Raw genomic sequence first — 12,969 nt, 5'->3', positions numbered from 1 at the left:
CCTCTACGACGCCTCCGGCGACACCCTGCGCTTCGACAAGGCCGCCGACGGCTCCTTCACCACCCCCAAGGGCTACTCCAAGGAGCTGAAGAAGAACGCCGACAGCACCTACACCGTCACCAACTGGAAGTCCCACACCAAGGACACCTACAACGAGCACGGCACCCTGACCAAGGTCACCGACAAGAACAAGGGCGCCATCACCGTCACCCAGCACGAGCAGGGCGACGAGCACAAAGGCTTCAAGTTGACCGAGACCCGCTCCGGCCGCTGGATCGACCTGGTCAAGACCGACGCCTCACAGTGGCAGGCCGAGGACAACTCCGGCCGCACCGTCGTCTTCGACCTCGACCCGGCCGGTAACCTGCACAAGACCACCGACGCCGAAGGCAAGACCACCACCTTCGGCTACGACTCCTCCCGCCGCCTCACCAAGATCACCACGGCGGAGGGCCGGGTCACCGTCTTCACCTACGACCAAGCCAACCGCGTCACGTCCATGCTGCGCGCCACCGAGTTCAACGGCTCCGGTCACACCGGCCCCACTTGGACCTACGCCTACAGCGCGGACTCGCCGACGGCCGCGGGCACAACGACGGTCACCGATCCGGAGAAGCACTCCACGAAGTACCAGCACGACGGCGATGGCCAGGTCACCGACGTCACCGACGCACTCGACCGGAATCGGAAGACGGAGTTCGACGCGAACCACAACGTCGACACGGCCACCGACGCGATGGGGACCGGCACCACGGCCGGCAACGTCACCGACTACGGCTTCAGCACCCGCAACAACCTGGAGTCCATAAAGTCGCCGACGGGCGGGAAGTCGGTCACCAGCTGGCAGACGGTCGCCGGTGGTGACAAGCCCAAGGACTCTACGAACGCCGACGGTGAGAAAACCTCGTACACGTATGACACGGCCGGTAACACCAAGTCCGTCGCGCAGACCGGTACCGGCGGCGGCAACGTCTCGTACACCTACAACCCCGCTGAGGCCAAGTGCGGCGGCTTCGAGGGCCAGCGGTGCACAGCGGAGACGAAGATGTCAGCCTCGAAGACGGTGAAGACGTCCTTCACCTACGACGACAAGGGCAACCTCACCAAGGTCACCCCACCCAAGCCGCTGGGCGAGACGACCTACACATACGACGGGCTGGGCCGCACCGAGACCCTCACCGACGGCCGCGGCATCAAGAAGGTCTTCACGTACGACCATCTCGACCGCATCAAGACCGTCTCGACCGCCCATGACACGGTGCGCTATCACTATGACGGTGACGGCAACCTGCGCCAGCGCGACGACTCCACCGGCACAGTCAAGTACCAGTTCGACCCGCTCCAGCGGGAGACGGTCCGCACCCTGCAGGACGGCTCCCAGACCCTGCTCGCCTACACTCCGGCGGGCAACGTGGACTTCTACCAGGACCCGGCGGGCAAGACCGACTACAGCTGGAACGAGGTCAACAAACTCAAGGAGTTCAGGGACCTCGCGGGCAAGGTGACGACGTACAAGTACAACCGCAACGACGTGCGCACCGAGACCGCCTACCCCGGCGGCACCGTGCAGACGGTCACCGTCGACAAGTCCGGCCGCCCCGAGAAGATCACCGCCAAGTCGTCCAAGGGCACCCTGGTGGACCTGGCCTACACCTACGGTTACGGCACCGGCGCCAAGACCGACGGCGCCAAGATCCGCGTCAAGACGGACGCAGTGGCGGGCACGAAGACCAGCTACACCTACGACGGCGCCGGGCGCTTTTCCTACGCGGCGGAGAACAAGGGCTCGGCCCTCAACTCCTCCTGGCAGTACTGCTACGACCTGGCCGGAAACCTCACCAGCCAGGGCACCGAGAAGGGCTGCCCGCGCGGCACCACCTACAGCATCAACGACGCGCAGCAGATCACCGCCAAGAACGCCTCGTCCACGAACTGGTCCTACGACGCCGAGGGCAACGAGACCGCCGGAGCCTCCACGCCGGACGGCACCCGCACGGGCGAGAAGTGGTCGGATCACAGCCAGCTCACCTCGCTGACGGTGGGCGGTACGACGTACGAGGGTCAGTACGGCTCCACCGACCAGAGCGAGCGCATTCGCCTTGGTGACACCTGGTTCCACAACGGGCCGCTGGGGCTGTCGGCCACCTCAACTGCCGGTGAAGACACCGGCTTCAACCGTGAACCCGGGGGCACACTCAACTCCATGACCCGGGACGGGAAGACCTACTTCTACCTCACCGACGCGCTCGGCTCCGTCGTCGCGGTGGCGGACGAGTCCGGCACCAAGGTCAACGACTACTCCTACAGCCCCCGCGGCGTCACCCGCGCGGCCAGCAGCGAGAAGATCACCCAGCCCTACCGGTTCGCCGGCGGCTACCAGGACCCGACGGGCCTGTACCACTTCGCGGCCCGCTACTACGACCCCAACGTCGGCCGGTTCAACAGCCCTGACCCTTCCGGCCAGGAACAGAACCCCTACCTCTACGCCGAAGGCGACCCGGTCAACCGCATCGACCCGAGCGGGCTGATCACGGGCTCGATCTCGGGCGAAGTCTGCTTCGGGGTCTGCATCGGCGTGGGCGGCAAGACCGACGGCAAGGAGGCCAAGCCCACGCTCAGCCTGGGATTTGGAACCCCGGGAGTGAGCGGGGGCCTGTCCGCCGACACAGGTGACATGGAAAGCGGCGGATCGGTCGGCGTCTCGTGCGGTGTCGGCCCCGGCAGCGTCACCGCCTCGACCGACGGGAAGAGCGTGGACGCCGGGGTGGAGACCGGCGGCAGCACCGGAAAGTGCTCGGGCACAGCCGAGTACACCTTCTAAAGGCAACCTTTCAGAGATCGGGTCGGCAACAGAGCCCGGCAGGAGGCGAGATGAGGGTAGCGGTCGGAGTGTTCCTGGCTGTGTTCGGCCTGTGTTTCGCGGTCTTCGCGAAGAGGCTGAGCAGAGGAAGCGCCGCGAGTTCCTGGGAAATCTTCGGTACATCGGGCGGCTCAACCATGCGCCGCTACAACCGTGGCGTCTTCGCCGTGGTGGGAGGCCTCCTAGCAGTCTTCGGCATCGCGTATGCCGCGGGATTGATCGGCTCGTAAGGCGGTGCCGCCAACGGAGCGGCACCGCTGAAGGAACGGAACACGGAAGCCCGGCCGGAGCGCGCTTCGGCCGAGCTCCACGAAGGAGAGGGAAACATGCACCAGGACTCGGAATCGTCGATCGAACTGGCCAAGATGTGGGCTTCGGGGGGAGGCGCGACGGTATTCATCATCCTCTTCGTCATCTTCGCGATCATCCTTGTAGCGCTGCTGATGCGAAGCAAGAACCGACGATGAGAACTGGCTCCACCGAGGTCCCCGCGCCCCTCGATGGCCCGGCCGTCGACGTCTCCGACGCCCATGAACTGCTCCTCGGCTACCTGGAGTGGTACCGCGAGGTCCTGATGTGAAAGCTCGACGGCCTCTCCGGCGGCCCTCTCCGTATGCCCATCGAACCGCTCGGCTGGTCGTCGCTCGGCCGGGGCCAGCATCTCGGTTGAGTCGAACGCCGCTGGCTGCGATGGGGATTCGGCGCCGAGGACGTCGTCGCCCATCCACCCGGCGGAGACGTCGAGGAGTGGACGGTCGCCGCCGATACATCCATCATCCAGGTGATTGCCGCCTACCCAGCGGAGGGGACCGTCGCGAACTCGCTCACAGCGTCTGCCGCGTTGACCGACAAGGCACGCCTGGGAGGCCGCTTCAAGAGGCCCGACCAGGCACCCTCGCTGGGGCGGATCCTCTTTCACCTGCTCCAGGAGTACGCCCGGCATGCCGGGCACCTCGACGTCGTGCGCGAACTCATCGACGGCCAGACTGGCGAGTGAGTCACCTGTGCCTGCTGAGGCATTGCGGGACAGCCCTTTAGTGGCAATGCCGTTGCTTTTGCTTCGGGCGTAGGCTGGTCGGCAGTGGGTTTCCGGGGGTGGTGCGGGTGGCTGGGAGTGTGTCTGACTTATCGGGTCTGGGGCTGTTGACCTGGGTGTATCCGCCGGGACTGGTAGATCGGGTGGTTGCCGCGTGTGGCCGGTCCGAGCAGCGTAAGCGGCTGCTGCCTGCCCGGTTAGTGAGCTTTCGGGCGCGGTGTCGTTGAGTGCGGACGTGTGCTGATCGTTGCGGTATGCCCGAACCATGAGGTATCCGCAAGGCGGTGGTCTGACTGATGAGCGACGGGCATTTCGCGAGCGCATCCGTATGGAGGCGGTCGGGATGTTCGCTGCGGGGCAGGGCAACACGGTGGTGGCGAAGCAACTGCGGGTCAGCGTCCGTTCGGTGCAGCGATGGCGCCGTTCCTGGCAGTACGGTGGCTCGCAGGCTCTTCGCTCCCGGGGGTCTGCTGCACGTCCCAAGCTGAGTGAGGCCCTGTTCGCTGCGCTGGAGGAGGAGTTGGCCAAGGGGCCCCTCGCGCACGGCTGGCCGGATCAGACCTGGACCCTGGCCAGGATCAAGACACTGATCGGCCGCCGGTTCCACAAGTCCCTCGCCCTGTCGTCCATCATGGAGATGCTCCGCAGTCACGGGTTCAGCCACCAGGTCCCGGCCCGGCGGGCGCTGGAACGTGACGAGGAGAAGGTCACCGGCTGGGTGAAGGACACGTGGCCGCAGGTGGAAGCACCGCGGCGGCGCTCGGGGCCTTCATCGTCTTTGAGGACGAGGCTGGATTCTCGATGACGCCGCCCACCTCCCGCACCTGGGCCCGACGCGGGCACACACCCGTGATCCGGGTGAGAGGACGTTCCCAGCGCCGCTTCTCCATCGCCGCCCTGACCTGCTACAAACCCGGCGAACGATCTCGGTTGATCTTCAGGCCCAAACGGCACGTGGACCACAAACGCGGCGGCCGGCGCAGCTTCACCTGGACCGAGTACCGCGACCTTCTCATCGCCGCCCACCGGCAACTCGATGCCCCGCTCGTGCTCGTCTGGGACAATTTGAATGTGCATCTGGATGCCCGGCTGCGTGCCTTCATCGCCGCCCACGACTGGGTCACCTCCTTCCAACTGCCGCCGTATGCACCCGACCTCAACCCGGTCGAAGGCATCTGGTCACTGGTCCGACGCGCGGGCCAGAACAACCTCGCCTTCACCGACCCCGACCACCTGATGCGCGTCCTGCGCCGAACCCTCCGTGAGATCCAATACCGCAGCGACATCATCGACGGATGCCTCACCGCAACCGGACTCACCCTGACGACACTCAGTCCGAAAGCTCAGTAACCGTGCACGAGCTCGTTAGAGGTGTTCCGTAGGTGGCGGGGTTGTCCCGTCGGCGCGAGGTTGTGAAGGCGGACGATGCCGAGCCGGCGGCTGCGGGCGAATGTCAGGTGAGTCGAATGAGGGGTTGTAACGTGCAGATTGGGCGAAGCCGATGGCCTGCGCGTGAGCGACGCTGGTGATGCCGCATTACTGCAGGTCGGATTCCAGCGCGGAAGCCGCGGATCCTGCACTTGTGGGAGGGATCTTCCATCGGTAGGTGACGCCGTCGCCGTCGACGTAGATGAGGGTGGCTCCCTTCTGGGCGGCGGTGATGTCGAACGCGACGGTGTCGGTCATGAAGACCTTGGGTGGCACGGTTGCTCCACCGTCGTTACTGGCTCCGCGGGCAAACACTCCTCGTGCAACTTCGGTGTTGCCAGCCTTGACGGTGTGCCCGTCGGATGTCTGCCAGCGGAAGCCGCCTGTGTCGGCCGTGCTTGTCACCGGGGTCTTGGACCGGTTTGCTGCGTCGTACCTGAGGACGGCGAAGAGATCGTGCTCCGGGTTGGATGAGCCAGCTTTCTCAACGTAGGCGACGCTGTCTGCAGTGATCTCCGAGGTGCCTTTGCCGCCGGCCCCGACGGTGTCGGATCCCTGCCCCAGCTTGAGCGCGGAGCGTGGGCTCGGCCGTGGGTCGCTTCTGTCATCGCTGTCGGAACAGGCGGTGAAGCTTAAGCAGCAGACCGCTGCGAGCGCGGGTGCCGTGACGACGTGACGCATGATCCCCCTGACAGGAACAGTCGAAGTGCGCAAAGTCTGCTCCACTTCAACGGGGCGGCTGCACCGAAGGCCAGGTTCACATCCAGGCCGACCAGGTGCCGCTGCATGCACTCGGCATCGGTCATATCCCGCGCCCAGTCGTAGGCCTCCTCGAACAGCCGCTCGTCAGGGCCGCGCACGTGGAAGCGGGGCAGATGGGCCAGGACGGGATGCCCGTCGGTCGCCTCGCACGGCGCCGGATCCACCGGCTGCATGCCCAGTGACCCGGGCCGGTGCTCGGCGTGCCGCTTGCCGTCCTCGTCCGGCTCGCTCGCGCGCGTCGGCGGGTTCAGCGCGGTCATCAGCTGCAGCCCCGTCACGGCCGTGGAGCCGACCGGCGTCATCACCCGGGCCGCATACACGCCCAGCACCCGGGCCAGCTCAGGCGGCGGCAACTGGGCGGCGTGGCCCCAGGCACGGTCGTCCAAGGCACGCCAGGAGGGGATGCACAACTGCACGCACTGCCGGCGGCTGCCCTGGGCAGGGCGGTAGATCCGCGCCCACGGCCCCAGCCCTCGCCTGGTCAACTGCCAGTTGGCGCGCTCCAGCTGCCTGATGACCTTGTGTCCCTCCGGCAGCCGCCCGGCAAGCCGCTCGGACTCCGACAAGGCAGGGGGCAGTCCGTAGCGCTCGCACGCCGCCTCGGTGAGCACCAGCAGCGGGTCGCCGTCCTTCCCCGAGCCGTGCAGCTTCTCCGCCCCGAGCCGCGCCTCGGTGAGCGTCCACTCCACCAGCGCGGGCAGCGACTTGGCGGGCACGTCCAGCATCAGGCCGCCGGCGCCATAGCCGGTCACCTGCCGCTCGGTATCGGCGTCGAGGACGAGCAGCGGACCGTGCGCGTACCCGCCGCCGGGCGCGGGGGTGTTCGCCGGGGCGGCCTTCTTCGCAGCGGGGCGCCGCGGGCTGTGCGGCGCCTGTTCGGTAGGCGGCAGCGACACAGCGGCCGGTGCCGCGTGGCGAACAGGCGCCGGGGCAGCGGCCGACGGCTCCTCTGCCACGGGCGCGGCGGCAGCTTCGGGTGTCCCGCCCGTGGGCTGGGCCTGCGCGGCGGGCACGGCGGAGGCGACGGCCTGTTCCGCCGTGGTGTCCGTGTCCTGCTGCGGGGCGGGGTAGAGCGTGGCGAGCTGCTTCAGCAGGCGCGCGTACGCCTCCCGCTCCGGGGGCCGGGGCTCGGCCTTGCCTGCCTCCCAGCCGCCGACGGTCGCCCGCCGCACGCCCAGAGCGGCGGCCACCTCGTCCAGGGTGAGCGCGTGAGCCTGGCGCAGCGCATCGGGCGGCGGTATTCGGTTCTCCGGAGGTTGTTGCGGAGCTGGCCGGCCGGGTTGCGGATGTGGACGCGCTGAAGGACGGGGTGACGGCGCTGTGGGAAGCCGTCATGTCCCGTGAGCCGGACAACGCGCGGGCGCTCGCCGCCGCCGGGGCCGATCCCTGGCGGCCGTCGCTCGGTGGCTGGTCACCGGGGCGGCTGAGTCTGACCGGGCCGACGCCCGAGCTGTTCCCGGTGCCGGAGGGTGTCCCTGACCGCCACCGAGCGTGCGGCAGCGCAGGAGGCGCATCGCCTCACCGCGGTGCTGGGTGAGTTCGACTACGACGGCACGGGGCTGGCCTGCGTGGCGGGTATCGACGCGGCCGAGGCGGTGCGCCGTCTTCAGGCGACGCCGGTGGTGGATGGCGACCTCCTCGCAGTGCTGCATGAGCTGCTGGAGGATCCTTACGCTCACGACATGGATGAGAGCCTGCACATCGTCGGCGTGACATCCGTGCCGGGCAGGTAGGCGACGTGGCAGCCCAGGTCGCGGGCGACGGTCAGCGGCAGGGCTCCGATGGAGGCGATCTGGTCGACGATCACGAGTACGGTTCCGTGCTTGGCCTGCAGTTTGGCGAAGATTTCGCGGAGTTTGGGATCGCTGTTGGGCAGCCGCTTGTCGAAGGTCTTCTTGCCGGTGGGGGTCAGTGCGGTGGCGTGGTGTTCGCCCTTTCCGACGTCCAGGCCGAGGTAGACGTCGATGCTGCTGGTATCGATCACGTCGGGCATCCTTCGGTGCTGTTTTCGCCCGGCCCTGCCACGGCACTGATTGCCGCATCCACATTACGAAGAGCCTCCCGGCCTGCGAAAAGGCCGGTGGGCATGTCCCTAATCAGCGGTCTGTCAGTGCCTCCGGAGCTGGTGACACCACCCCCCGGGCCATCCGTTCGACAAGGGGAGGTAGTCATGCCAACTCCGAAGGCCGGTAGCCCCGTTGCGGGGCTATGAAGACGGTATGGGGAGTGCGACATGGACCGGGACGGCTATCGGGGGTCCGGGCCACGGCCCGCGAGCACCGGGAATGGTGGCTCGACGCTGCCCGCCGGGAGGATCCGCGCGTAGACCGCCCGGGCCCGCTCCGCCTCGGCGTGCGCCTCCTCCGGGCGGTGTACGGCGCTCAAGAGGGCCGCCAGATCGACGCGCGTCTCGGCCTCGCCGTGCCGGTCCCGCAGCCGAAGGCGCATCGTGAGCGCGGCGCGCAGGTGCCGCTCGGCCTCCTCGTGGCGGGTCAGGTGGGTGTATCCGTAGCCGATGCCGTTGAGGGCCATGGATTCGGTGTGGGGTTCGCCGAGCCGGTGGGCGAGGTCGGCCGCCTTGCGGTGCCGTCGGGGACACGGTCGCCTTCGAGACCAAAGTGGCGATCGCCAGGAGGATGGTCCGCCGGGCGATCGAGGAGAAGATGCCCTTTCGGTGGGTGACCGCTGATGCTGCCTACGGCTTCTCCAAGAGCTGGCGCACCGAGCTGGAGCGGGCGGATGTCTTCCACATGATGGCCACCACCCGGCACGACACCGTCGTCAGCCGCTGGGCCATGTACCACCCGGTCCACAACCTGTTCGAGGGGCTGCCCCGGCAGAAGTGGAAACGCCGTTCCTGCGACAACGGAGCCCCACGGCCCGCGCGTCTATGTCTGGGCGCGGGTGGAGGTCCGTCCCTGGCACCGAGAAGACCGACGGCACTGGGTGATCGCCCGCCGCAGCGTGAGCCGGCCGCACAAGATCTCCCACTACATTGCCTACTGCCCCGCCGAGACCACACTTGACGAACTCATTCGCGTCGCGGGCAGCCGCTGGGCTGTCGAGGAATGTTTTCAAACGGCGAAACAGGAGTGTGGCCTGGACGACTACCAGGTCCGCCGCTACCCGGGCTGGCACCGCCACATCACCCTTGTCATGGCCGTCCATGCATGCCTCACCGTCCTGCGGGCCCGCGAGCTCGACACCGGGAAAGCAGAAACGGATCCTCCCAGCTCGTCCCCTTCAAGCTTCCTGAGTTCAGACGCTTGATCGCCCGCCTGGTCCACCGCCGCCCCAGCCCCGTCGAGCATGTCCTGCACTGGTCACGCTGGCGCCGCCGACGCCAGTTCCAAGCCCGCGTCAGCCGCTACAAACGACGCGGCCACACTCCACCAGAAACTGCCCAACCATCACCACAAAGACCGCTGCAGTACTAAGACGTCGTTTCCTTTGGCCGTTTGGTCGTTGTGCCGGGCATGACGAGCCTTGCTGAGCGGTTGGCGCCCGATGAGTTGTGGGAGTTGTTCCGCAGGGTGGTGCCGGAGACGGTGGTGGTGCGGCCACAGGGAGGCGGGCGTCGGCGGGCCGGGGATCGTGAGTGTCTGGCCGCGATCGTATTCGTGGCGACGTCGGGGTGCACGTGGCGGCAGGTGCCACCGCTGTTCGGGCCGGCCTGGCCGACGGTCTACCGGAGGTTCGCCCGCTGGAGCAAGGAGCGGGTCTGGGCCCGTCTGCACCGGGTCGTCCTGGATGAGCTCGGCGCCCGGGGAGAGCTGGACTGGTCGCGTTTCGCCATCGACTCGGTGAGTGTCCGGGCCCTCAAAGGGGGCTGTTGACCGGACCAAATCCGACCGATCGCGGCAAGAAGGGATCGAAGATCCACCTCGTCACCGACCGGTCCGGTCTGCCGGTCGCGGTCGCCATCTCGGCGGCCAACACCCATGACAGTCTCGCTCTGCAGCCACTCGTCACATCGATACCGCCGATCCGCAGCCGTCGCGGTCCCCGCCGCCAGCGGCCCGACAAGCTCCACGGGGACAAGGGCTACGACTACCTTCACCTGCGGCGATGGCTTCGTTCTCGCGGCATCGCACCACGGATCGCCCGTCGAGGGACCGAGGCGTCACAGCGGCTGGGACGCCATCGATGGGTCATCGAACGGACCATGTCCTGGCTGGCCGGCTGTCGTCGGCTTCACCGCCGCTACGAACGCAAGCCCGAACACTTCCTCGCCTTCACAGCCATCGCCACCAGCCTCATCAACTACCGGCGACTCACCAAGTGAAACAACGCCTAAGAATCACCGTGGCCGACCAGGAGACGACCTCTCAACTCCAGCTGGCGTAGATGGTGACGTTCTCGCCGTTCTCTCTGGCTCCGACACACACGTCACGCCAGTCGAGCAGCCAGCCGCTGGAGCGGCAGCTCTCCTGCTGGAGGCCTAGTTCGCGGATGATTTCCGGGCGGGACAGGCCGTCCTCGCTGGTGACCGTCGCGGTGCGCGAGCAGCCGCCGGAACCGCAGAGGATGTCCTCGTCGACCATGGTGATGCCAGGCGGCAAGGAAGGGAGGGCCTCGGACGACGGGGGTTCCGAGCCTTCGCTGATCATCACTGCGTACAGGAGGCCGAACACGAGAGTGAGGGCGAACTGTGCCCCCAGGAAACCGATCGCTGCGTTGCGGCGGGAAGTCCATTGCGTGGGAGGAGGGCTCTGGTCCCGTCCTTCCAGTCCCGCACCGCAGGCGATGAGCAGGGGCGAGAGAGCCGTGAACAGGAGATGGGCGTCGGGTCTGGGGGCGTCGATCCAGCCCTGCTGGACGCTGATCAGTAGACTGGCTCCGGCGAGCAGCGCACCGCCGATCGCGAAGCCGACCGGGCGGGTGCGGGCGATCGTCATCCAGACGACGGTGGGCGCGACGGCGAAGAGCATCCCCAGGACGATCAGCATGAACGGGGAGACGTGCGACCCCGAGCGCCCGGTTCCACACGGCCGGGGCTCACCTCAAGCCCGCAGGCCGGTCGTTCATGCCGTGAGTGCGGCGAAGTCGTCGTTGCCAAAGTCTCACCTGTGCGACCTACGGCCTTGCCGGTGACAACAAGCCTGCCTATGTGACACCTACCGTGCTTCGGCTCACCGTCTGAGCCGAGGCGCGATAGGTGTCACCAGGGCACGTTGGTTGTCACGTCACGTCGGAGCTTGGCTCAGCGTGCTGTTGGCAGGGGCGTCTGCCACCACTGTGCGGCTTGCTGATGGGGTGTCATGAGGCGGGCGGGACTTCAGTTCCCGAGCGCCACCTTACGCAGGGATCGCTCCGCGATCCGGACAGCCGCTGACGCAGGCAGCAGACGACCGAAGACGAAGGTCTGGAAAGTGTTGAGACGGCCGTCGACGACCGCCGGGCTCCGGCCGCGCAAGGCGGACATGACGGTGTCCGCGACGGAACCGGGCCCGCGCTTGCCCGGCATGCGCCGTGTGTTCATTGCAGTGTCGGTCGGACCGGGACTGACTGCCACGACCCGCACCCCCGTCGCCCTCGTCTCAGCCCACACTGCCTGGGTGAAGGACAGCACGAACGCCTTCGAGGCCGCGTAGGCGGCCACATACGGAGCGGGCGCGTACGCACCGGTACTCGCGATGTTGACGATCGCGCCTCTCCCCCGCGCGACCATGGGGGGCAGCAAGAGCGCCGTCAGCTCCACCACCGCGCCGGCATTGAGGTCGACCAGACCCCGCACCTGCGCCGGATCGCTGTCGGCAACCGGCCCCAGCAGGCTGGCGCCCGCATTGTTGACCAGTACATCGACCTCGGTTCCCGCACCCGCCAGCCACTCGGCCAGCCGGGAAGGAGCACCCTGGTGCGACAGGTCCAGAGCGAGCGTCGACACCTGCACCCCATACTCGACGTGCAGCCGCTTGGCCTCCGCCTCCAGACGCGCGCCGTCCCGTGCGACCAGGATCAGGTGCATGCCCTGCCCGGCCAGCCGCTCGGTGATCGCGGCCCCGATGCCTGTCGCGGCGCCAGTCACGACCGCAGTTCGCCGCCTCGTCACTTCTCTCGTGTTCATGCCCAGACGGTAAACTTTGACATTAACGTCAATGTCAAGCCCGACTCGGTGGAGGAGACGGCATGCGTATCGGAGAACTCAGCAGGGCCACCGGGGCCAGCCCCCGTTCGCTCCGGTACTACGAGGACCAGGGGCTGCTCTCCAGCGACCGCCGCTCCAACGGATACCGGGAGTACGGTGAGGAAGCCGTACGCCAGGTCTCCTTCATCCAGGACCTCTACCGCGCGGGACTGCCCTCCCAGATCATTCGGGACATCCTTCCCTGTACCGCACCGACACCGCCCCCAGGCGAGTGCACACAACTCCTGGCCCGCGTCCGGCAGGTCCGTGACGAACTCGCCCGCCAAGAGCAGCAGATCGCTCAGCGCCGCGAGATGCTCGACCGGTACCTCACGGGCACGGCGGCCCCCTCCGGCCTTGGCGGCCAACCCCCCTGCTCCGCTTGAGGCGACTGGAACCCGGCGTAAGAGGTCGTTTTCAGCTGGTTTGCGCCGCCTCATGTATCTCTAAACTCGTCCTGCGTCCCATGCGTGTCGATTTCTGGCACGCCTCCGCTAGACGGAGGGGGTATTGGTGAATGTCTTGGGATGAGACAGACTTCGCAGGATGAGACCGGCAAGTCGGCCCTCACAGGCTACCCATGGAGCACCTTTCGCCCTACTGCCCCTCAAGTCATGCCCTGCCACAGGTGCATGTTGGATGAAACAGGCTTCACAGGTGAAAATGACCTCTTTAGGCGTTGGCTTCCCTGACCAGGTCGTCGATGCCGTCGCTCCGGAAGTTGAGGCTACAGTCGGGGCACCAGACCGTGGGTGG

The 12,969-nt window shown here is 67.3% G+C and carries 13 protein-coding genes and 3 pseudogenes; 10 read left to right on the top strand and 6 right to left on the bottom strand.

The genetic code is table 11. From position 1 onward, the window contains the following. The 6 genes from ACZ6JY_RS40485 to ACZ6JY_RS40460 all read left to right on the top strand — a co-directional run. The coding region (locus ACZ6JY_RS40485) for an RHS repeat-associated core domain-containing protein (protein WP_469204577.1) at positions 1 to 2,821 on the top strand (2,821 nt) is incomplete at its 5' end. 50 nt (positions 2,822 to 2,871) lie between these two features. Continuing rightward, positions 2,872 to 3,090: a hypothetical protein gene (locus ACZ6JY_RS40480; protein WP_469204576.1), complete on the top strand. Its 219-nt coding sequence runs from the start codon at positions 2,872 to 2,874 to the stop codon at positions 3,088 to 3,090. Between the two features lie 96 nt (positions 3,091 to 3,186). Beyond that, the gene (locus tag ACZ6JY_RS40475; RefSeq protein WP_469204574.1) at positions 3,187 to 3,327 is read left to right on the top strand and encodes a hypothetical protein; all 141 of its coding nucleotides are present in this window, start codon (positions 3,187 to 3,189) and stop codon (positions 3,325 to 3,327) included. Between the two features lie 218 nt (positions 3,328 to 3,545). Beyond that, positions 3,546 to 3,857, top strand: a complete 312-nt coding sequence (locus ACZ6JY_RS40470) for a mycothiol transferase (protein ID WP_469204582.1) — start codon at positions 3,546 to 3,548, stop codon at positions 3,855 to 3,857. A 98-nt stretch (positions 3,858 to 3,955) separates the two neighbouring features. Next, positions 3,956 to 4,123, top strand: coding sequence for a transposase domain-containing protein (locus ACZ6JY_RS40465; RefSeq protein ID WP_469204572.1), 168 nt, complete (start codon positions 3,956 to 3,958; stop codon positions 4,121 to 4,123). A 38-nt stretch (positions 4,124 to 4,161) separates the two neighbouring features. Next, positions 4,162 to 5,246, top strand: a protein-coding gene (locus tag ACZ6JY_RS40460) for an IS630 family transposase (protein ID WP_469204581.1) whose coding sequence is annotated in 2 segments (ribosomal slippage) — positions 4,162 to 4,605 and positions 4,608 to 5,246 — 1,083 coding nt in all. Because the reading frame shifts where the segments join, the coding sequence is not laid out codon by codon here. A 186-nt stretch (positions 5,247 to 5,432) separates the two neighbouring features. Here the strand turns inward: ACZ6JY_RS40460 and ACZ6JY_RS40455 are convergent. Together ACZ6JY_RS40455 and ACZ6JY_RS40450 are read right to left on the bottom strand one after the other, a co-directional pair. Then, entirely contained in the window at positions 5,433 to 6,005 is a 573-nt protein-coding gene (locus ACZ6JY_RS40455) for a hypothetical protein (protein ID WP_469204570.1), read from the bottom strand. A gap of 53 nt (positions 6,006 to 6,058) precedes the next feature. Continuing rightward, positions 6,059 to 7,327 (bottom strand): annotated as a pseudogene (locus tag ACZ6JY_RS40450) (helix-turn-helix domain-containing protein); the annotation flags it as partial. Between the two features lie 228 nt (positions 7,328 to 7,555). On the opposite strand from ACZ6JY_RS40450, the gene ACZ6JY_RS40445 reads away from it, so the two are divergent. Continuing rightward, positions 7,556 to 7,819, top strand: a complete 264-nt coding sequence (locus ACZ6JY_RS40445) for a hypothetical protein (RefSeq protein WP_469204569.1) — start codon at positions 7,556 to 7,558, stop codon at positions 7,817 to 7,819. Here ACZ6JY_RS40445 and ACZ6JY_RS40440 read toward each other — a convergent pair. Together ACZ6JY_RS40440 and ACZ6JY_RS40435 are read right to left on the bottom strand one after the other, a co-directional pair. Further along, positions 7,807 to 8,079 (bottom strand): annotated as a pseudogene (locus ACZ6JY_RS40440) (IS110 family transposase); the annotation flags it as partial. The gene ACZ6JY_RS40445 and the pseudogene ACZ6JY_RS40440 sit on opposite strands and share 13 nt — an antisense overlap. 254 nt (positions 8,080 to 8,333) lie before the next feature. Next, positions 8,334 to 8,618: a tetratricopeptide repeat protein gene (locus ACZ6JY_RS40435; protein ID WP_469204567.1), complete on the bottom strand. Its 285-nt coding sequence runs from the start codon at positions 8,616 to 8,618 to the stop codon at positions 8,334 to 8,336. A 17-nt stretch (positions 8,619 to 8,635) separates the two neighbouring features. On the opposite strand from ACZ6JY_RS40435, the pseudogene ACZ6JY_RS40430 reads away from it, so the two are divergent. After that, positions 8,636 to 9,356, top strand: a pseudogene (locus ACZ6JY_RS40430) (IS701 family transposase); the annotation flags it as partial. Positions 9,357 to 9,562: 206 nt separating this feature from the next. Then, positions 9,563 to 10,371, top strand: a protein-coding gene (locus tag ACZ6JY_RS40425) for an IS5 family transposase (protein ID WP_469204579.1) whose coding sequence is annotated in 2 segments (ribosomal slippage) — positions 9,563 to 9,917 and positions 9,917 to 10,371 — 810 coding nt in all. Because the reading frame shifts where the segments join, the coding sequence is not laid out codon by codon here. 43 nt (positions 10,372 to 10,414) lie between these two features. On the opposite strand, the gene ACZ6JY_RS40420 is transcribed toward ACZ6JY_RS40425, so the two are convergent. Further along, complete coding sequence (locus tag ACZ6JY_RS40420; protein ID WP_469204565.1) at positions 10,415 to 11,035, bottom strand: hypothetical protein; 621 nt, start codon at positions 11,033 to 11,035, stop codon at positions 10,415 to 10,417. A 329-nt stretch (positions 11,036 to 11,364) separates the two neighbouring features. After that, entirely contained in the window at positions 11,365 to 12,153 is a 789-nt protein-coding gene (locus ACZ6JY_RS40415; protein WP_469204564.1) for an SDR family NAD(P)-dependent oxidoreductase, read from the bottom strand. Between the two features lie 62 nt (positions 12,154 to 12,215). On the opposite strand from ACZ6JY_RS40415, the gene ACZ6JY_RS40410 reads away from it, so the two are divergent. Continuing rightward, the gene (locus ACZ6JY_RS40410; RefSeq protein ID WP_469204562.1) at positions 12,216 to 12,599 is read left to right on the top strand and encodes a MerR family transcriptional regulator; all 384 of its coding nucleotides are present in this window, start codon (positions 12,216 to 12,218) and stop codon (positions 12,597 to 12,599) included. Positions 12,600 to 12,969: the final 370 nt, after the last annotated feature.

This window comes from Streptomyces sp. NPDC046335 (genome assembly GCF_055587985.1).
Note: the sequence above shows the minus strand (reverse complement) of the source record. Positions and strands in the feature narration are given on the sequence as shown.